Raw genomic sequence first — 19082 nt, forward strand, 5'->3', positions numbered from 1 at the left:
CGTTCATCCCGCGCTCAGCCTGCCTCGTTAGGCGGCCAGTTCTGCGTCTTGATGCGGCTGGTCCATTCGAGGAAATCAGCCAGATCGTTGAGTTCCTGTTCGCTCAGGTTGAACTGGGGCATCTGGCGACGCCCTTCGATTCCCGTAGGCTGGGCCTGCATCCAGGCTTTCATCGTCTCGCGTGCGCCTTCCGGGTCTTCTTCGCCGCCCCAGCGCTTCCAGACATTGCCAAGTTCGGGCGCAAAATAGGCGCCTTCGCCGAGCAGCGTGTGGCAGTTGATGCAGGAGTTTTTCTCCCAGATGTGCTTGCCGCGTGCGACCGCGTCCGTCAGCGTGGACTCGTCCGTGGAAGTTGTTTTCATGTAGTAGTGGCTGTGCGCCGTCAGCCCCACGAAGATCGCGAAAAAGAAAATAGAACCGCCGTAGAAGACGTTTCGGGCGCCGGTCTTGGTTAGGCGTTCTGCCATCCCCTTCGTCCTTTCATTGGCCGAAGGCGGAGCCTCGGCATCTAATCCCCCCGTCGATAATGTGGCTGGTCAATCCCCTCGCCAGCATCACGGGACAGGACTGTTCTATCGGTCGGAGGAAAGCCTTCTTTGCGATTTGGCAAACACAGACACGGTTGTTCAGAAGAGGGTTCGCACGAGGATGGAACGCGCAAGAGCAAGCGTGAGCAAAACAGCAGGCCAAGCCAGCAAGGCGGGCTTCAACATGCCGTTGGTTCCGCGCATTTCCATGAAGTCGAGGATAACGAACCAGCCTTTCGCGAAAGCCAGAATCAACACGATGACAATTGCGGCGAGCATTCCGGCGCTGGTGCTTGCGATGAATGCACCGCTTAGAGCGAGGAGAATCAGAATGACAAATGTGCGGGTCAGGGAAGGGGAGTTACGATCAGACACAATGAGCCTCACGCGAGATAAAGGACGGGAAACATCACCAGCCATACGAGGTCGATGGCGTGCCAGAGCGTCGTAATAAGGAGGACATTCGAGCGTGTCGGTCGCCATGCGACAAGAGCCAGTACGACCGAGCCGAACAGCACATGCATCAGGTGAAAACCGGTCAGGAGAAAATAAAGCTCGAAGAACGACCCCGTCGCTTCATCGCCTGCAAACAGGATTTCATGCGAATATTCGACCAGTTTGATCGCCACAAAAACGATGCCGAAAAAGGCAGCATACAGAAGTGGCCGGCGAGCCTGATATAAGTCGTTGCGCCTGCGCACGGCGACCGCTGCCTGCCTGCCGCTCATCAGCAGCACAACGGTGTTGGTTGCAGCGAGCCCGGGGCTCAGATGCGCGCGCAACTGCGCAACCCCTTCCACATCGATGATCGACATCACAATGAACGCAATCAGCAGGATTGCGAAGGCGACGAGTTCGCTCCACACGAGAATCCAGAGCAGAAGATCGTCTTCCGCGCGATCCTCTGAACTCGTTGCAGTTATGGCTATTTCTTCGGTTCCAGACATGGAACATGCCTAGCGCCCGCAATTCGGGCCTTCTTTGCGTTTTGGCAAAGAAGAAATGCGCTGGCGACGACATTGTGTCGTGGCAACAGCAAAGGACGTTTCAATGACGGATGCACAGATCGGGCTCATGGTCGCGACACCCGCGATCATCGGTTTCTCGCTGGTTCTCTATCGTATGGGGGCATTGCAGGGTGCGGGTACGCTGTCAGCAGTTGCCGCTTCCATCGTGATTGCAGCCGTTCTCTTCCTCGGTCAGTAGGTCGAGGAGATAGAGCCATGGACGCACCGTCAGTCTTGCGCGCAGCAGATGTCAGCCGTCTTGAAACCCACCATCACGACTTGCTGGAGCTGTGTCTGCAGTTGGAAGAAGTCGCCGGTGATCTCGAAACTGACGTTTCAATGGAGGAGTATCGGCGGATAGCCCTGCTCATACCGCGCCTTGTCGGCGAAACCCATGCGCTCGAAGAAGACGTTCTGTTTCCCGATTTCAGCCGACAGGCTCATTCCCATTTTGCTACTGCTATCATTGAACGCCTGAAGGCAGAACATCGTTATGACCGGCTGGCCGCCGAGGAACTGTCGCAGACCCTGATGGCGATTGCAGAGGGCCGCTCCAGCCTCGCTTCCGACACCATTTCATACATGCTGCGTGGTTTTCTGGAGAGTGTGCGCCGCCATATCCTGTCAGAAAAGCTGATGATAGAAGCGCTGCTCGCAGCGAAATCCGAGGAACGGGAAGTTTTCGGATGAGTTGAACACAAGCCTCGAATCTCTTTGAGAAGAGGATCTTTCAACTAGTTGTTTTTATTGTATTTTAGTTATTATAAATCGAACGTTTTCCGTTCGGAATTTCATGTTCTCTGCCGGTTTTATTGCTCGCCGTCGGCAAGCCGTCTCACACCCGACATATTGAGGACGGTCAGTTTCTGGCGTCCGCCACGAACAAACCCCAGCGCCTCCCAACCGGTGAGAATACGTGACACTGTATGCAGCGTTGTTCCGGTCATTTCGGCGATATCCTGCTTCGTGATCGGAAAATCGATCCGGATGCCATCTTCTTCTTTCCGGCCTGCGTGACGTGCGAGGCGCAGAACGGTGTGTGCAACACGCCGCTCCACTTCTTCCGTCGACATTTCACGGATGCGCGTGTGGGCTTCTTCCAGCCTCTTGCCGATTGTCTGGATTGCATTCATTGCCAGACCGGGATTTTGCTCGACGAAGTAATCCCAAAGCTCCGTAGGCCAGGCCAGCACTATGCTTTCAGCGACGGCAATCGCAGTGCCGGGATAATCGCTTCTCTGCAAGGCTCTGGCGAACCCGAAAAGATCGCCGGGATGCACCATGCGGACGATGATCTGCTGCCCGTCCGGCGTCACCTGATTGACCTTCAGCCGACCGTGCAGGAGGAGGTAGAAAAGAACGGCCTCATCGCCCTGTTCGAAAATTGCCTCTCCTGGAGGAACGCGTTTTATAGAGGCGTACGAAACAAGTTTATCAAGTTCGCTATCGCTCATTTTTGCGAACAGCGACAGTTTCCTGACCAGCCCGCGATCTATCATGGACATTGCGTTTCTCACACTCCAGGACCACACATTTACCTTAGCACAGCAAAGCGGGCTTGGAATTGTTTTCGGGGCCGGGGATCGGACATTCACAGCTAATCCCTCATGCGCCGATATTCTGGATGCGCTTCCACATCACAACGTGCCAGCGGTTGTCGCGGACCAGTCTGAAACCAAGATTATCAGGTGGGACGCCGACGCTGCATCCGCCGGTTTTCGGGTTGCGAATGAACGAACTCATGGCCGCGCGGTGCTTGCCATTGACGACATAGACGCCGCATGACGGCATTTCGGCAATCTGCTTGCCATAGGCATCGATATTGACGCGGCGGTGGCAGGTTTGCGTCCATTCCCACACATTGCCTGCGATGTCGGCCACGCCCAGTTCGTTGACACCGAATGCACCGGCAGGACGTCTCGCGGGATTTCTATCCAGCTTGCGGGCGCTTTGTTTTTCATAGTCCTTCAGCCAGCGCAGAGCCGGGTTGGCTGCGGCATCATCCTCGACGCCAAGTGCATCGTCGGGGAAACGTGAGCCAGCAGCGAAGGCCCATTGCTCATCTGTGGGCAAGTGCCAGATTTCGCCGGTTTTTCGCGAAAGCCAGTCAGCATAGTTCTGTGCATCGTCATAGCTGACGCCAACTATGGGAGCATCTGTAGCGGATGCATCGTGATTGTGTGGCAATGTCTCGGCAGATTGACAGTCACCATCGGCGACGCAGCGTTCGTAGTCGGTCGCGCTGACCTGATACTTCATGATCTCGAATGCCCGCTGCAGCTTGCGGGTGGTCAACGGGGCATCGACAGGATAGTTGTTCTTCTGAAAGTCGCCATCAGCACGATAAGTCATTGTGCGCGGGGTAATGACGATCATTTCCGGTCCGACGGTTGATGCGCCCGGCATCACTCGGTCCGGTCGCCCGACAGCGTCAACAACGAACAATCCGGCGACGACGGCCAGTAGAACCGCCGGAACGGCCACGGCAAGCTCGCGCAGGCACTTTTTTCCTTTGCCTTCGTTCATGGGATATCAAGAGACCGCATCTATCCGGGAGGCAGATGGGTGCAGTCCCAAGCCTTTCATCAAAAAGCATCGTTCAGAGCATCTCCAGCGAAAGTGCGAAGGGATTTCGCGTCGGATAATGCGTGCAGAGAGACAGAGCGGTTCCACTTCCGTTTTGACGGGAACCGCCCAAGGTTTTGCCAAAGGCGCTCTGGGAGGCGAAGCGCCTTCATGCATTTGCTTTACGTGCCGGATGGTGCGAGGACCGACGTCATCAGGTCGTCATTCCACTCACCCGTTACCTTGAAATGGGCCGCGGCACCGAGTTCAAAAGCCTCGATCAGATTGTGGTTCACATAGGCATAGATACCGGGTTGCTGGAACGTGTAGAAAGCTGCTCCGGCTGCCCCACCTGGAATGAACCAGGTTTCCTGATCGACATCAGGCGGGGTGTTGAATTTTCCGGTAGACCAGACGTAGTCACCGTGCCCCCCGATCAGATGTGGCCTCGTATCGCGGTTGGCCTGCGAATGGATGATCAGGACTTTCTCGCCGACCTCTGCCGTCATCGCCTTGTCGCCGGTCAATGCACCCACAGCGCCGTTGAACACGACATGAGTCGGGGTGAGGGTGCGCATGACCTTGACCGTGTCTTCATAAGTATCGCCGGGCGCGTCGTATTTCTTGTATTTACCGTTCTCGTCGCGCGGTACGTAGAAGTCCTGTTCGCCGACATAATAAACCTTGTCGTAAGTCAGGGCTTTTCCCTTGCCATCGTGCAGGCCTTCGCGCGGCAGCACCATGATTGCGCCATTCATGCCCGACACGACATGCCAGGGAACCATTCCGGGAGGTGCGCAGTGGTAGACGAAGACGCCAGGCTTCGTCGCCTTGAAGCGCAGGACGGTCTTCTCTCCCGGATTGATCTCGGTCAGACCACCGCCGCCCAATGCACCTGTTGCCGCATGGAAGTCGATATTGTGCATCAGCGTGTTGGTTTCGGGATTGATGAGGGTCAACTCGAGGTAATCATCCTGATGTACAACCATCAGCGGTCCGGGAACGGTGCCATTGAATGCCATGGCATGGACTTCGGTGCCCGCATCGTCGATGACGATCTTCTTTTCCTCAATCACCATGGTGAATTCGATCACCTTGGGGCCACCTTCTGCAACCTGACTGTGGGCATGCACGAAGGGAGGATCCACCAACTCCACCTTCTGGCGCGGGAGTGCCGCTATCTCTGCTGCACTTGCCTTTCTCACCGCGCCTTGTCCCCAGGCGGATGTGCTTGCCAGAACCGGCGCGAGGGCCCCAGCCAAGGCGGCTCCCGCCAATATGCTACGGCGGCTGATTTGCATCTGGTCGACCATCGATACTCTCCTTTACGATAGGACCGAGCATTTCCTGCTCTGTCATGCCGATTATAGAAAGAGACGTTTCGATGGTCCTTGACTGCGATCAAGGTGATGCGGAAAGTTGAGTAATATTAGTTGTTAAATATCAATTAGTTAAAATGGTTGTTTGACATATGTTGTGCTTTATTTGCGCTGGAACAAAGGCTGAAACATAGAGGTTCGATCAAAAGTGAAGCCAGCGAACAGATCAGTTCCGTTCGCTGGCTTTGATGATTAGTGTATAGGGCGCCTAGAGTGCGAACCGTGCTTGCACTTCTGGCATCGCCATTTCCGGAATCCACTCCGGTTCGTAGGTCAGTTCGACATTCACCGCACGGACGCCCTCAACAGTTTCGACGCTGGCACGAACGGCATCGGTGAGAAAACCCGCTGCCGGGCAACCGGGGGTAGTGGTCGTCATATCGATCTGGACCAGCCCATTGTCCTGAATGTCGATGCTGTAGATCATGCCGAGATCAACGAGGTTGAATCCGAGTTCAGGATCGAGCACCAGACGGAGGCTTTCGATGATCTGCTTTTCCATAAGGGCATGTGTTTCGTGTTGCATGACACCTACCTCGCGTCTCCAACGCGGATCATTATACGATAGGCGGCGCCGGTCTCATCGAAGTTGCCTACCCATTCGTGACCGCGGTTTTCAAGCTCGGGGAAGAGGAACAGAGGCTCGCGATGCAGCAGTGCAAACAGAACCGCACCGGCCGGCATCACTTCCACCTCGGCAAGTATACGCACCATCGGCTCAGGCGGCTGCATGTCCGTACAGTCGAGATAGCGCGATGGTTCCGGCCAGACATCCGGCGATACAACATTGTCCGAGAACCGCAGTTCGGGAGCGGCATCGTTCACCGGCGTAAATAGGACCTGCCAGTCACCATTCTCCAGTGGTTCTGGCTGTGCGGAAAAGCCTTTCCGCTCCATGACACTGAAAAGCGGCGCTGGTTTGAATGGCGCGATCAGCAGAAGACTTTGCCCCGGCAAAAGCTTGTCGATTGCCCCCATAATCGCATTGAATGGTTCCACACCGCCCTTGATCAGCGGGCGTACGTCCAGCACGTGGTGCGAGATGTCCTGAACTGAGACTGTCATTTCGATCTCCTGAGAATTGGTTCGCCAGCATAGATGAGATGCGGCAGGGTCGCCCCTTTTGGCAGACGTATGCCGTCCGGTACATCGAGAAGCCGTCGGGCGCGGAAGAAGTGCACGATCAATGCAAGGATCGCTACGAGATTCAAGGTTGTGGCCAAGCGAAAAGCGGCTGGGTAATCAGCAATCAAAGCCAACGTCGCGACTGCAACGCCAGTATAATAAAGAGCGAACCACTGTCGTGCGCGGCGCTCGCTCACCATATCCTGGACGCGCGGTGTCGGTGCCCGACCCATGACAGGGCCATAGCATTCGAGCCAGGTCAGAAATGGTACGATCTTGTAGAGTTGCGCAAGGCTGAGGCCGGTCAGCCATCCAAAGGTGAACAGATAGACGAGGGCAGCAATCATCGCATCGGAGATGCCCGTCCAGAACAGGGCAATTGCCAGAAGGAGCGAGAGCCCAAGCGCGATGAAGGCGGGAATACTGGCGGCGCTGTTCAGCTCTATCGTCTTGCGTTTGCGCTGCCGATAGATCGCATGAATATCAATGATATAGAGTGCGATGCAGGCGATGCCGGGAACAAGTGCAGCCGTGACGGCAACTTCAATTGATCCCATCCCCAATGCCACAACGACTATTCCGACAGCGAGGATGGTCAGGGCAGCAGCGCCTTCCCACCATATGATTCTGGTGGTCGGCCGCGCAGCATCGGGCGACAACATGAACATTGTCAGCAGTCTGTAGCTTACGCCCATCGCGGTAAAGGTCATCCAGCCGCCAAGGCCAAGCGCGGCGTGAACCGGCAACGCCGCTCCGGCAATCTGGAGTAGAGCGAGTTGCTCCGTGAAGCCGGAAAGCGCAAAGGTGAAAATACTACCAAGCAAAGCCGTTATCAGAAGGCAGCATATGCCTGCCGCAACGAACCGGGCGGGCAGGGCGATCGGGCGAGCGAGCCAGAGCGTCATGCTCAATATGGAGAAAATGACGGAAAAACCGCCGGTGAGCAGAATTCCCGAGGCCGGGAGCAACCATGCCGGGCTGTTTGTAAGGCCAGCCATGCCGGCAAAAGCAACGAGCAGGCCAGACAGGCCCGTCACGATTAGAAGCAAGGCGGGGAGGCTTGCTCGGCTTCCCCACAGAGATCGGTTCACCAGAACCGGCACGAATTGCAGCAGTGCTCCGCTCATGAGCAGCGCAAGCCAACCGATACAGATGATGTGCACTATTATGAGTGTTTCAGCCGCGCGAATTCCATGACCCGGAAAGCCGAAACCGCCTGCCATCAGGGCAAGTCCAAAGACGAGGAAAGCCAGCGAAGCGGTAAAATAGGACAGGGTCCAACGGGAAAGCGTCGCGCCGATCATCTCAATTCGTCCCGGACGTTGTGCCTATAAGACTTCAGTGATTGCCGCAGGTGCACTCATGGTCAGCACCATGATGGCCTTTTCGACGACCGATCTCGACCCGCCACAGTGGACCTGTTTCCTTGTAAACCCACGAAAATGTACCCGGATTGCGTGTTTCGAGCTGATGGCGCAGCGGCACCGGGTCGTGGTCGTTGATGATTTCCAGCGCCTCACCGGGTTCGAGCGCATCAATCATCGAGAAGATCGTCGCGTGTCGCGAAATGGGCGGTATGGTGCGAACATCAATTACGGGGGATAGTGAGACAGGTTCTGCCGACATCATATTGTTCCGTGGCTGTCAGGCTTCGAAGCATGATGACGACAGCCGCATCATCATTCGAGCCATTCTAGAGTGACAGGCCTAAAGCGGATTTGTTGTATCTCAAAGAAGACCGGAATTTTCTGGCGTCCTGTTCGGAAGAAAACTGGCTGCAGAAATCGAGGCGAATACGCCTGAACTCACTGTCGGGGATGCCGGTTGAATGCCGCGCAGTGATATAAATCCCCGCGCTATGGACTGTTAACCGCCCATAGCGCAATGGCTTGCAATCCGGAGGGGCGCCGTTAGCACTCAAATGAAGCTTAGCGATGCTTTTCCCCCATCAAAGATGCTTAGTTGTCAGCTCCGAAAGCATCGAAATCAAAGTATTTATCATTGATTTCCTTATACTTTCCGTTGACGCGGATCGCTTTGATCGCTTCGTTGAACTTTGCGATCAGTTCCGGGCGTCCTTTCTTGATCGCAGCTCCAACACCCGCTCCGTGGTATTTTGAAACGGGCGGGTATGTGCCGACCATTTTGCAGCAGGCCCCTTCCGGTGTCTTAAGCCATTCCGCAAGAGACACACTGTCATCATTAATGGCGTCAAGACGTCCGTTCACGAGGTCCAGTTTGAATTCCTGGGACGTTGGATAAGCCTTTACCGTGCTGTCGGTAAAGTAAGCTTCTGCGTAATTTGCATGGGTCGTTGAGCCCTGCACACCGATGGTCTTGCCGGCAAGATCATCTTTGGAGACGCCGCTAATTTTTGCATCTTTCAATGCCACCATTCCGGGAGGTGGGTTGAAGTATTTGTCGGAGAAATCAACCTGCTTCTTACGCTCCTCGGTGATGGACATGGAAGCCAGAAACGCATCAAACTTCCCCGATTGTATGGCGGGAATAGCGCCATCCCAATCCTGAGCAACAAATTCACATTGCGCTTTCATTTGGTCGCAGAGCGCCTTGGCGATCTCAACCTCAAATCCGGCAACCGTGCCATCTGCCAATTGATAGTTCATTGGTGGATTGGCGCCCTCTGTACCAATGATCAACTTCATCGGCTCATCGCTGTGAGCAATGCCTGCTCCTAAAGACAGTGCCATCGCGATTATTGATGGAGTTATTGCTATTGTTTTCAAATATTTCATGATTTCCTCCCATGTTTTTGATTTGAAAATATGAACTCTAAATATTGTCATATATAGATGCTCGTTTTATTCATTTGATTTGAAGTATTCTATTGCGTACTGCGCATACAGCGCCGCTCCCCTGAAAAGGACTTCTTCATCAATGTTGAATTTCGGATGGTGGTGCGGGTAGACAGCGCCGATTTTTTCGTTGCGCACGCCGACAAAAGCAAAGACACCTGGATAGACTTTCAGGAAGTCGGCGAAGTTCTCTGACGCCATTATCGTATTGAAACTGATACAGTCCTTTTCCAGACCAAGAGCGTGAACGGCGCGCCGTGCAACATTGCTGCATGTTGGATCATTGGTCACAGCCGAAACGCCACCGCTGAACCTGATTTCAGCGCGTGTACGAAACGCATCCGCCGTGCTCGTTACCGTCCGCTTTAGCGCGTCTTCAAGATAGCTCATCGCCTCTGGTCGCGTTGCACGCATGGTGCCCGAGACCCTGACACTATCCGGAATAACATTATCTGCATTGCCGCCGCAGATACTTCCAAAAGTTAATGCGACAGGTTCAGTCGGGTCAAATTCGCGACTAACCAATGCGGCACAATTCATGATAATTGCTGCCGTCGCGATGATGGGGTCGACGCCCCTGTTGGGATAGGCGCCGTGTGTTCCAACACCATGGATCGTTAGGTCGATGGATTGCCCTGCCGCCATTCGCGGGCCAGCTTCAATGGAGATTTTGCCGGTCTCCAACTCAGACCAGAGGTGAATGCCAAAAACGCTTTCAACGCTGTATCCAGCGAGTTCTCGCAGAATGTCTTCCGTTCCCTCGCCAACTTCCTCAGCCTGTTGAAAGCACAGCTTGACTGTTCCACGAAGCTGATCGCGCGCCTGGACGAGAACCCGCGCTGCCCCTAACAGCATGGCGACATGCCCGTCATGACCGCAGGCATGCATCACGCGAGGCACGTCAGATCTGTATTCCAGATGAGGATTGTCTTCTTCTATTGGCAAAGCATCCATATCGGCACGCAAAGCGATAACTCGCTCGCTTTGTGTGCCAACTATCGTTGCCACGATCCCAAACTCTCCGACCTGAGTATATGGAACGCCGATTGCATCAAGCTCTTTCCTGATGCGCGCAGAAGTGCGCTTTTCATTCAGGGAAAGTTCCGGGTGTTTGTGAAACGCCCTGCGCAGTTCGCGCATGTAATTTTGCTCATTCTGAGCCAGTTCCAACGTTTTCAGTTCCGCCCCCGCGCTATTTATCGTCGTCATCATTAATCGATGATCTTGTTCGTCACACTTTGTTCCCGACGTGCAATCGAAGCTGGCATATCTCCCGGCTTACTTCACCCGGTAAAATGTCGGCTCGGCAGGCACCATGCCGAAATCTGCCGTCATATTGTCGGTCGCCTGCATCAGGCGACTGATGAAGTGCTTGACGGCCTGACTTCGAGGGTGCCCGCAGATTTGACGCGGCTTCGTTTTGATCAAATCCGTTCACACACCTGACATTGATCAATTGACAAAACTACGGACAGGACAGCAATCTGCCGCGTGGAATCGGTTTGGGGGGGACGAGGAAATGCGTAGTAAAGAGTTTCCATTGACGGCTGGCCTACTCACGGCGCATTCATCAGCGTTTCTTTCAATCATGAACACCGGATATAGGGCCAGCGGAAATGGTTGCTGGACGACTGCATCCGTCATTGTTTCGACCTGCTAACAACGCAAACAGACATTCATCATGACACTCGATCCAGTACTTCACCTGCGCCCGAAAATTCCTGGCGATAGGCCCCTTTGTGTGGTGGAACGGAACTCCTGCTTTCAAGGCGCGGTGCATCTTTCTGGTTTTGTCATTGCGACAAACAGCAAAGTGCAATGTTTGAATCTCAAACTGCCGGACGGGCGTGAACTGCCAATCTCACAGCACGGTTTGCCTAGCCCTGACCTGAGCCGCATATATGGGCGTTCGGCGGTAGCATGTCGTTTCAACGAGCGTATCTTTACCGGTCTCGAAACTGCTCAGATGCTGAATGCCTCGATAGAAGTCCGCCTGGCTGATGGAACCGGATTGGAACAGCCACTTTCAGCAGCGGATCCGCATGATCCGGTTCTGGTGCTGGTCAACCGCTTCTTCGATGAGATTCATCAGTGCTCAAATGGACATATGCTTGAAATCGGCTCGCGCAATCGAACCGGTGCCATGTGGCGCGATCGTCTGCCTCAAACATGGCAATATACCGGTTTCGACATTCTGGAAGGCGAGAATGTCGACGTCGTCGGCGATGCCCATGAAGCAAGCAGCTTTCTGCCCAGAAACCAATTCGATGCGGTGATGTCATTTGCTGTGTTCGAACACCTTCTGATGCCGTGGAAAGCAGTCATCGAGATGAACCGTGTGATGAAGCCGGGAGCGATTGGCATTATACTTGCTCCGCAGACATGGCCGCTGCATGAAGAACCTTGCGATTACTTCCGCTTCTCACGCCACTCGTGGAAAGCGCTGCTCAATCGGGCAACGGGCTTTGAAATAATCAAGGCTGTCGACGGTTGCGAGGCCTATATAGTGGCGAAAGTTCATAATCTGGCGACAAGTTTCGGCGAATTCTACACCGGAGCGCTGATGTCAGCAGTTCTTTTCAGAAAGACAGGCGAAACGAACCTCGATTGGTCCGTCTCGCTTTCCGATCTTGGCGACGATCTTTATCCGATGTGACAAGGATTTTGAGCGGTGCCAGCGAATGCGCAATCACTGGAACCGCTTTATTTACTTGTTCTCGGGTTGAGGCTGCGATGATTTGGAACGCAAGGCCAGGATAGACAAGGACGGTCCATGCTCGGCATCGGGTGAATCATGTCCGATGATGATCTCGTCAAAGCCAAGCTGGTTCAGAAGCCAGAGTAGACTTTCCCGGTCGATCCAGCGCGGTTCTGCCTCCATACCGCCACAAAAGGTCTTTTCCTTCTGTTCCAGGTAGGGCCGTTTGTAGAGCTTTATCAGACGCCCATTCCAATCGCGCATTTCGGGTTCGCCAAGTGCTGCGAGGCGTGGATCACCGGGACGCATTGCATCCGGATCGACGACGTGAGTCCAGAGATACAGTCGATCAGTGTGGCTGGAAAGAAGCTCAAGCGTAAGGACAGGATCCGACATATGATAAAGCACGCCGCTGGCCACAATCAGCGGCCATTGCCTCTCTTCCGCCTCCAGATAGGGCAGGAAATTACCCAGGTGGAAGGATGCATCGCGCAGTTGCAGAACTTCTTTCGTCACCAGACAACGAAGATAAGCGTCCCGTTTTGCCTCTACAGCCGTAACGGATGCAGCACCTTCTGAAAGCAGGGTCGCCGTGTGGGCGCCTTCCAGAGGCCCCAGTTCAAGGACGTCCTTTCCTTTGAACCATCCGTTCAACTGTGTTGTAAGCCAGAGGATCCTGGGGTCAGCAAACAAAGACTTGGTACCCGCTTGCAGCCCTTTCTCCGAAGGAAAGGCCGACACCCATCCATCCTTGAATATGTCTATGGCATTCTGTCCCGACGGTGCTGCGCTTTCATAACCCGGTGCTATGTCAACTTGCGGACCGGTCATCGCCGCCGACAAAGGCTCCTCCGGCCCGGCTTCCTTGATCGCGTTCAATGCAAGGGTCAGCCTGTCCGGCTGGGCTGTTACAGGTGTATTGCGGCTCAAAACGACGAAAAACTCGCAGCCGAAGCTGGGATGAAACAGCTCTTCTTTAAATCCCAGAACGCCTGCACTGTGCAAATCTTGCATGGCGAGACGGAAACTTGATGGTGTGAAAACCCAGGCGTGGCAATCGACGTATTCGTCATTCGTGCTTGTTGCGCTTGCATAACCGGCTGAGGGCGTGCCGGCAAAGGCGAAATCGCCCTTATGCCCTTCCATCCAGACTTGCACGCCGCCCCGCGTTGCATTTGAGGCGTGGTGGTCGAAGAGGACCGCCGTTCCGTGCCTCTTCTGTTCCGCGAGATACGCGGCCAGCATATGCCCTGCTGTGGTGCTCGGACGCAAATAATCAAAAGTATAACGTCTGTCGGGCACGAGAAGATAAACCTTGCCATCCGGCTTGAGTGCGCGCTCACAACGCTGAAGAAAATGAATGGGATCGGTCAGATGCTCAAAAACATGGCTGGCAACGATAAAATCAAACCCTTCCCCGGTTAGATCCAGCTCGCTAAATTCTCCGCCGTCGTCAATTGCGTCGACGGTTTCCAACCTAGAAGTATCGACACCGATATTATTATACTTGAGACGCAAGGATTGCGTATCGGTGTGGTCTATAACAAGCGTGTTGAAGCCGTCTCTCTTTGGCAGAATAGGGGCATAAGATGCACCTATTTCTATACCGCGAGAGGTTTTCCCCACTTCATTTCTAATCATTTCCCGGAAGTTCATTATTCGTCCGCCCCCTCAATTATATCACTCTCTGAATATCGCAATGGAGCCATTTATTTTAGCGAGGCTCAATGTTATTCACAAAGAAATTGGGCTGAGGGGAGCTGGAATGGGCGTTGGGAAAGCAATGAACTGGTTGGCTGTGCGCGCATATATACGCGGGGCCAAACTGATGCAGATGCCATGTATCTTGAGGGAAAAAAAGCCAGGTTTCCTATCGGATGAAGCAACTCGCCAGCCGAGCGGGGATTTATATGCAATAGTTGTCAAGTATAACAAATTTGGTGTTGCGCCTGATTTTCTGCATCTCCTGAACGAACTGCGCAATCAAAACATCAATCCCATCGTCGTCTGCAATGGCAGACTGTCGCAACCGGACCACGACGCAATCAAAGCTATCGCTCAACGTGTTCTCGTGCGCCAGAATATCGGTCGCGATTTCGGTGCCTATCGCGCTGCTACATTGCTTCTTGGTGCTGAAGGACTGCAGCCTCGGCGACTGCTTTATTTCAATGATAGCGTCATGTATGTCCCCGGCGACGGTCTTCGACAGATGATCGCATCGCTCATCGACAGCGAGTATGATGTCATTGGTACGAACGAAAACCACGAATTCGTCCATCATGTTGGCAGTTATGCCTTCAGCATGTCCGGAAAAGTATTCAACAATGCCGCTGTGCAGCGTTTCTGGTCCAGGTATCGGTCTTACGATGTGAGGCCCCACGCTATCAGAAAGGGCGAGGTTGCTCTATCAGAGTGCTTTGCACGCTGCGGTTATAGTATAGATGTGCTGTATTCTACCGACAAACTGGCACTCAACCTCGACAAAATGGCGATGCCGGAGATCGTGTCCAGCCTTCGTTATCTGCCACACGGCGCTTTTCGCAGCTATGAACTTCAACCGCTGCTGGCAGGCGCGATCTATACCGGTAAAATGCTCTCCAAGCGCTCGGGCAAGCGGAGCGCAGCTCCAGTGAGTGCCAGCGAGATGCGCCTGACACCAACCATTAGCCAGTACTCAAAAGCGATGAAGGAACGCAGTCAGACACCGTCTGCGGACGACAGGGGCGGGCTTGTTGGCGAACAGGTGAAGCGGGAGGTTCTCGTCAATCATATGATTGGGATAATCATGAACGGTAGTCAGGTTCACTACGGTTTCGGACTGTTTCACAGAATAATGGGCAGCCCGCTGATCAAACGTGATCTGCTTCTTCGTGGTCTCCTTTTCGAGCACGATTGTGCACGCATTCTGGACTATATGCCGGTACAGCAACGAGAACCCATTATGCGCGAGTTGCTGAACCGCGGACGAAGCGTCAATGTTACTGGGCTTCGGCGTTTTAAACTGCGCAATGGATTGCTTTAGAGCGCATTCCGAAAAGTGTGAAACGGGTTTCGGATAAGATGCACGTCAAAACAAATAGATAGAGCGGCGATCTGATCCAATCAGATCGAAACGCGCTCTAAAATCAGTGTGACACCTTTTCAAAAGGTGAGATGTCGTCTGATAGTCGATATTTTCAGTTTTCTTGAGGGGGCGTCTTGTTTCTTCCCGCGATAAAGCTAATCATCGACGCAGTTTCTTTGATGCTGAAGAAGAAAATCGATCATTGCTAAAAGGAGGTGAAATTCATGACCTCGGTAAAGCAGCGTATGATTCAGTTTGCGTTGATAGTGGGCCTTGTCTCCGTAGGCTCTCTGGACGTTTCACATGCCCAGTTTCTGGATTCTTTTAAAACCCGAAATGCAGTCACGGCGGATGCCATAACCCGGACGCCAGTCGGAACCCGTGTGGTGCTTGCCGGTTCTATCAAAAGCAATGCGAGAAGAGCCCAATATGTTTTTCAGGATCACACCGGAAGAACGCGAGTTCGAATAGAACGGGAAGTCTGGCGCGGAAGAGAAATAAATACAAAGAACAAAATTGAAATTCGGGGCCGCGTCGAAAACGATGTCAGGGGCAGATTTATCGATGTGGATTACTTCAAGATAATCCAATAGTCTTTTTGGATAACTGCTTCAATCGGGAGTTGCTATGTTTAGACTGGGTGGAAAATATCAGCATTTCATTCACGGTGACGGCTGCGGTTGCTCCAACCCGATATTACAACAGGTTTCCCGACGACTGGATCGATTATCACGACGGCATTTTCTTGCGGGCGCCGCCGCGACAGCAGCGGCGACGATGATTGCGGATCGTTCTTACGCGCAGTCGCCCAAAATTCTCCTGACGCGCGCGCGTCTCTTCGACGGGAAGGCGGATTCGCTTAAGTCCGGTGTGCAGGTTCTGGTCGATGGCAACCGCATCGCGGCCGTCGACACGACAAACAGTGCTCCGCCAGAGGGGGCAACGGTTATCGACTGCGGCGACCGTGTGCTGATGCCGGGTCTGATCGACGCGCACTGGCATGCCGTCTACGCTGCGGTGCCGCTGCCGGTTCTTCTGGAAGGAGATTTGGGCATAATTTTCGCAGCGTCCACGGCAGAGGCGGAACGCACACTTTTGCGCGGCTTTACGACGGTACGTGATCTGGGTGGTCCGACTTTCTCGTTCAAGCGTGCGATCGACACGGGAATCATTTCTGGTCCACGCATTTTTCCGGCGGGCGCGATGATAACGACGACCGGCGGCCATGGTGATCTCAGGCTGCCAACGGAAATTCCACGTGATGGCGGCAGACTGAGCACTGGCGAGCTGATTGGGGGTGCGGCAATCGTCGATGATACCGGCGATCTGAAGATGCGTGTGCGCGAGCAGTTGTTGCAGGGGGCATCGCAGATCAAGATCGTTGCCGGCGGCGGTGTGTCGTCACCACGTAGCCCGCTGGATATGTCGACATTCAGCGAGGATGAAATTCGCGCCGCGGTCGATGTGGCAAAGGACTGGAACACTTATGTCACGGTTCATGCCTATGCATCGAATACGGTTCAGAGGTCTATCAGAGCGGGTGCTGCATGTGTCGAACATGCGCATCTGATGGATGAGGAAACCGCGCGCATGTTCGCGGAAAAGAACGTCTGGCTGAGCATGCAGCCTTTCCTAACGATGGAGGATGCAGCGTCGCAAACCGGCCCAGGCGCCGAACGAATTCAACAGCTTTTTGCCGGTACGCCAAAGGTTTATGAGTTCGCTCGCAAATATGGGATCAAGACCGCCTGGGGCTCTGACGTTCTGTTTTCGCCTGCATTGACACCGCGACAGAATTTTATGCTGACCCATTTGAGCCAGTGGTATTCGAATGCCGACGTTCTTCGCGCAGCAACATCGGTCAACGCCGAACTGCTGGAGCTTTCCAATCTGCGCAATCCTTATCCGGGCAAGCTCGGTCTCATCGAACCGGGGGCTTTTGCCGATCTTCTTGTTCTGAATGAAAATCCGCTCGATGATATCCACGTTCTTGAAAAGCCGGAACAGACGCTGGCGGTCGTCATGAAAGATGGCAGGATCCACAAGAATACCCTGAGAACATAATCTGATTTCGTCTTTTGGGAGCGGGGAGGTTTTATGCCGAAAGCCAGCAATGCAGCCCTGATCCTGATTACGGGATGCGTCTTGATTGCATTGCTCTATTACGGCAGGGCAGTCTTTGCTCCTGTCGCTTTCGCGCTGTTTATTATTATGCTCGTTTGGCCGATCCAGAGGGCTCTTTCAACAGTCGTGTCACGCTATCTCGCATTGGCTGCCACGTTTCTTCTGGTGGTATTCCTTCTGCTCGGGTTCGGATGGCTGATCGCATGGACCGTCGGGCAGGTCGGGCGCCGGATACTGATCGACGCCGTTCGATATCAGCTCCTATATGAGCAGCTTCAGATGTGGCTTGATGCGCACGGCATTGCAACATCAGTTCTGTGGTCGGAAAATTTCAGCGTGAGCTGGGCACTGCGGACACTTCAATCGATAGGTAGCCGTCTCAATAATACGTTCAGCTTCTGGCTGGTGGCGTTGGTCTATGTCCTGCTGGGCCTTGCGGAAACCGAGGAGTTTCGCGCACGGATCAAACAGCTTAAAAACCAGGCCGCTGCGAATACGTTTATTCAGGCCAGTCAGTCAGCCGCCGCGAAAATTCGGTTCTACATGCTGCTCAGGGGCGTGATGAGCCTTGCGACGGGTTCCCTTGTCTGGCTTTTGACCCGCCTGATTGGATTGCCATTCTCCGAGACATGGGGATTTGTCGCGTTCATCCTGAATTTTATTCCTTTTCTTGGCCCCCTTGTCGCTACACTCTTCATTACCGCATTCGCGTTCACGCATCTCGCCAATTGGCAATGGGTACTCGCTCTCTTTGTCGGGTTGAACGTGATACAATCTGTCATCGGAAGTGTGATTGAGCCTCGATTGACCGGTAAGACACTTTCCCTGTCGCCGTTTGCAACGCTCTTTTCTGTGTTTGCGTGGGGCTCGCTGTGGGGCGTATTTGGAGCCTTTATCGGGGTGCCAATCACTATCGTTAGTTTGACTTTCTGTGCCCGATATTCCGCTACGAGCTGGTTTGCAGAAATATTCGGGTTTTCCCGTGAATAACGCTGAAACTTCTATGGTTGAAGAACCAGTATCGGGGCGCAAACCGGATAGCTTGACCTTTCAAGACGCGGCCTATGTAATATTGGGTAAAGGGCATAATCAAAATGGGAAGGATATTTCAATGAGGATGATCCTGTACAGCGTCTTGACGATGGCCGTTATAGGCGCCACCGCCAGCGGGTGCACGACAAATGAAAGACGAACAGCGGGCTATGGTGTCGGCGGTGCCGCGCTTGGCGGGCTTGCCGGAGCTGCCATTGGAGGGGACACGCGTGGCGCGCTAACCGGCGCAGCTATCGGTGCAGCCGCAGGCACGCTCGTAGGCGCTGCTCAAACCCGTAACGGCGTTCAGTATTGCCGCTATCGCGATCAGCACGGCCGTGTTTATGAAGCGCGTTGTCGCTAGGGCTCGTCGCCCAAAAGTCTGAACTGGTTTTGAGATAAAGACATGCTGTTTCAGTATGTCTGCACTGGATCTTTGCATTTGTCATTTGGAGCGCCTCTCGATCTGATTGCATCAAACGGGCGCTCCGAACGCTTATTCTGAGGGCATTTTTCCGAACAGCTTTACCTTTTTCTGGCGGCGTTCGCTTGTCGCGCCAAACATGAAATCGGCGAACCGGTTCGACTTGTGAGTTGTGGTTCTTTGTTACTTGGAGGGAAGCATGAAGCTGCATTCGGTCGCCGCTATTCTCGCATTTGCTGCAATCTTTACCATTGGAACCGTTGCCGAGACGGTTCCTGCTTTCAGTCAGAGCCATTCCATTGTCGTTGGAACACGGATTAA

Annotated in this window: 22 protein-coding genes; 8 read left to right on the top strand and 14 right to left on the bottom strand. The window is 53.8% G+C overall.

The window, feature by feature from the left end; genetic code table 11:
- Positions 1 to 14: 14 nt before the first annotated feature.
- From CQZ93_RS04875 to CQZ93_RS04885, 3 genes are all read right to left on the bottom strand, one after another.
- The gene (locus CQZ93_RS04875) at positions 15 to 467 is read right to left on the bottom strand and encodes a c-type cytochrome (protein WP_010660607.1); all 453 of its coding nucleotides are present in this window, start codon (positions 465 to 467) and stop codon (positions 15 to 17) included.
- A gap of 159 nt (positions 468 to 626) precedes the next feature.
- Positions 627 to 902 carry a cytochrome C oxidase subunit IV family protein gene (locus tag CQZ93_RS04880; protein WP_105541584.1) on the bottom strand — a complete coding sequence of 92 codons (276 nt, stop codon included), beginning with the start codon at positions 900 to 902 and terminating at the stop codon, positions 627 to 629.
- A gap of 8 nt (positions 903 to 910) precedes the next feature.
- A complete protein-coding gene (locus CQZ93_RS04885; RefSeq protein WP_105541585.1) occupies positions 911 to 1474 on the bottom strand; it encodes a cytochrome c oxidase subunit 3 in 564 nt (187 codons plus the stop codon).
- A 103-nt stretch (positions 1475 to 1577) separates the two neighbouring features.
- Here CQZ93_RS04885 and CQZ93_RS26560 point away from each other — a divergent pair, with 103 nt between their 5' ends.
- Together CQZ93_RS26560 and CQZ93_RS04895 are read left to right on the top strand one after the other, a co-directional pair.
- On the top strand, positions 1578 to 1733 hold the full coding sequence (locus CQZ93_RS26560; RefSeq protein WP_010660610.1) for a hypothetical protein: 156 nt from the start codon (positions 1578 to 1580) through the stop codon (positions 1731 to 1733).
- Between the two features lie 17 nt (positions 1734 to 1750).
- Positions 1751 to 2224: a hemerythrin domain-containing protein gene (locus CQZ93_RS04895; protein WP_105541587.1), complete on the top strand. Its 474-nt coding sequence runs from the start codon at positions 1751 to 1753 to the stop codon at positions 2222 to 2224.
- A gap of 119 nt (positions 2225 to 2343) precedes the next feature.
- On the opposite strand, the gene CQZ93_RS04900 is transcribed toward CQZ93_RS04895, so the two are convergent.
- From CQZ93_RS04900 to CQZ93_RS26565, 10 genes are all read right to left on the bottom strand, one after another.
- Positions 2344 to 3039, bottom strand: a complete 696-nt coding sequence (locus tag CQZ93_RS04900; RefSeq protein ID WP_105541588.1) for a Crp/Fnr family transcriptional regulator — start codon at positions 3037 to 3039, stop codon at positions 2344 to 2346.
- 100 nt (positions 3040 to 3139) lie between these two features.
- A complete protein-coding gene (locus CQZ93_RS04905) occupies positions 3140 to 4060 on the bottom strand; it encodes an SUMF1/EgtB/PvdO family nonheme iron enzyme (RefSeq protein WP_105541589.1) in 921 nt (306 codons plus the stop codon).
- A 221-nt stretch (positions 4061 to 4281) separates the two neighbouring features.
- Positions 4282 to 5412 (bottom strand): copper-containing nitrite reductase, encoded by a 1131-nt coding sequence (gene nirK, locus CQZ93_RS04910; protein WP_105541590.1) that lies wholly within the window; start codon positions 5410 to 5412, stop codon positions 4282 to 4284.
- 274 nt (positions 5413 to 5686) lie between these two features.
- Positions 5687 to 6004 carry a metal-sulfur cluster assembly factor gene (locus CQZ93_RS04915; protein ID WP_105541591.1) on the bottom strand — a complete coding sequence of 106 codons (318 nt, stop codon included), beginning with the start codon at positions 6002 to 6004 and terminating at the stop codon, positions 5687 to 5689.
- Between the two features lie 5 nt (positions 6005 to 6009).
- Positions 6010 to 6543 carry a DUF2249 domain-containing protein gene (locus CQZ93_RS04920; RefSeq protein ID WP_105541592.1) on the bottom strand — a complete coding sequence of 178 codons (534 nt, stop codon included), beginning with the start codon at positions 6541 to 6543 and terminating at the stop codon, positions 6010 to 6012.
- A complete protein-coding gene (locus CQZ93_RS04925) occupies positions 6540 to 7907 on the bottom strand; it encodes a hypothetical protein (RefSeq protein ID WP_105541593.1) in 1368 nt (455 codons plus the stop codon). Before CQZ93_RS04925 ends, CQZ93_RS04920 begins: the two co-directional genes overlap by 4 nt.
- A gap of 34 nt (positions 7908 to 7941) precedes the next feature.
- Positions 7942 to 8229: a DUF2249 domain-containing protein gene (locus CQZ93_RS04930; protein ID WP_105541594.1), complete on the bottom strand. Its 288-nt coding sequence runs from the start codon at positions 8227 to 8229 to the stop codon at positions 7942 to 7944.
- A gap of 332 nt (positions 8230 to 8561) precedes the next feature.
- On the bottom strand, positions 8562 to 9359 hold the full coding sequence (locus CQZ93_RS04935; RefSeq protein ID WP_105541595.1) for a transporter substrate-binding domain-containing protein: 798 nt from the start codon (positions 9357 to 9359) through the stop codon (positions 8562 to 8564).
- Positions 9360 to 9425: 66 nt separating this feature from the next.
- Positions 9426 to 10631, bottom strand: coding sequence for a M20 metallopeptidase family protein (locus CQZ93_RS04940; RefSeq protein WP_286152135.1), 1206 nt, complete (start codon positions 10629 to 10631; stop codon positions 9426 to 9428).
- A 66-nt stretch (positions 10632 to 10697) separates the two neighbouring features.
- The gene (locus CQZ93_RS26565) at positions 10698 to 10847 is read right to left on the bottom strand and encodes a hypothetical protein (protein ID WP_181153312.1); all 150 of its coding nucleotides are present in this window, start codon (positions 10845 to 10847) and stop codon (positions 10698 to 10700) included.
- A 385-nt stretch (positions 10848 to 11232) separates the two neighbouring features.
- Here CQZ93_RS26565 and CQZ93_RS04945 point away from each other — a divergent pair, with 385 nt between their 5' ends.
- A complete protein-coding gene (locus CQZ93_RS04945; RefSeq protein WP_286153435.1) occupies positions 11233 to 12075 on the top strand; it encodes a methyltransferase domain-containing protein in 843 nt (280 codons plus the stop codon).
- Positions 12076 to 12126: 51 nt separating this feature from the next.
- Here CQZ93_RS04945 and CQZ93_RS04950 read toward each other — a convergent pair whose 3' ends face one another.
- Positions 12127 to 13758, bottom strand: a complete 1632-nt coding sequence (locus tag CQZ93_RS04950; protein ID WP_286152136.1) for a methyltransferase domain-containing protein — start codon at positions 13756 to 13758, stop codon at positions 12127 to 12129.
- Positions 13759 to 13816: 58 nt separating this feature from the next.
- Between CQZ93_RS04950 and CQZ93_RS04955 the strand changes: the two genes are divergently transcribed.
- The 5 genes from CQZ93_RS04955 to CQZ93_RS04975 all read left to right on the top strand — a co-directional run bounded on the left by CQZ93_RS04955 (position 13817) and on the right by CQZ93_RS04975 (position 18701).
- A complete protein-coding gene (locus tag CQZ93_RS04955; protein ID WP_286152137.1) occupies positions 13817 to 15139 on the top strand; it encodes a rhamnan synthesis F family protein in 1323 nt (440 codons plus the stop codon).
- A 266-nt stretch (positions 15140 to 15405) separates the two neighbouring features.
- Positions 15406 to 15774, top strand: coding sequence for a YgiW/YdeI family stress tolerance OB fold protein (locus CQZ93_RS04960; RefSeq protein ID WP_105541599.1), 369 nt, complete (start codon positions 15406 to 15408; stop codon positions 15772 to 15774).
- 34 nt (positions 15775 to 15808) lie between these two features.
- Positions 15809 to 17245 carry a metal-dependent hydrolase family protein gene (locus CQZ93_RS04965; RefSeq protein ID WP_105541600.1) on the top strand — a complete coding sequence of 479 codons (1437 nt, stop codon included), beginning with the start codon at positions 15809 to 15811 and terminating at the stop codon, positions 17243 to 17245.
- 33 nt (positions 17246 to 17278) lie between these two features.
- Entirely contained in the window at positions 17279 to 18295 is a 1017-nt protein-coding gene (locus CQZ93_RS04970) for an AI-2E family transporter (RefSeq protein WP_105541601.1), read from the top strand.
- A gap of 121 nt (positions 18296 to 18416) precedes the next feature.
- Positions 18417 to 18701, top strand: a complete 285-nt coding sequence (locus tag CQZ93_RS04975; protein ID WP_105543181.1) for a YMGG-like glycine zipper-containing protein — start codon at positions 18417 to 18419, stop codon at positions 18699 to 18701.
- Positions 18702 to 19082: the final 381 nt, after the last annotated feature.

The organism is Ochrobactrum vermis (assembly GCF_002975205.1).
Lineage (GTDB): Bacteria > Pseudomonadota > Alphaproteobacteria > Rhizobiales > Rhizobiaceae > Brucella > Brucella vermis.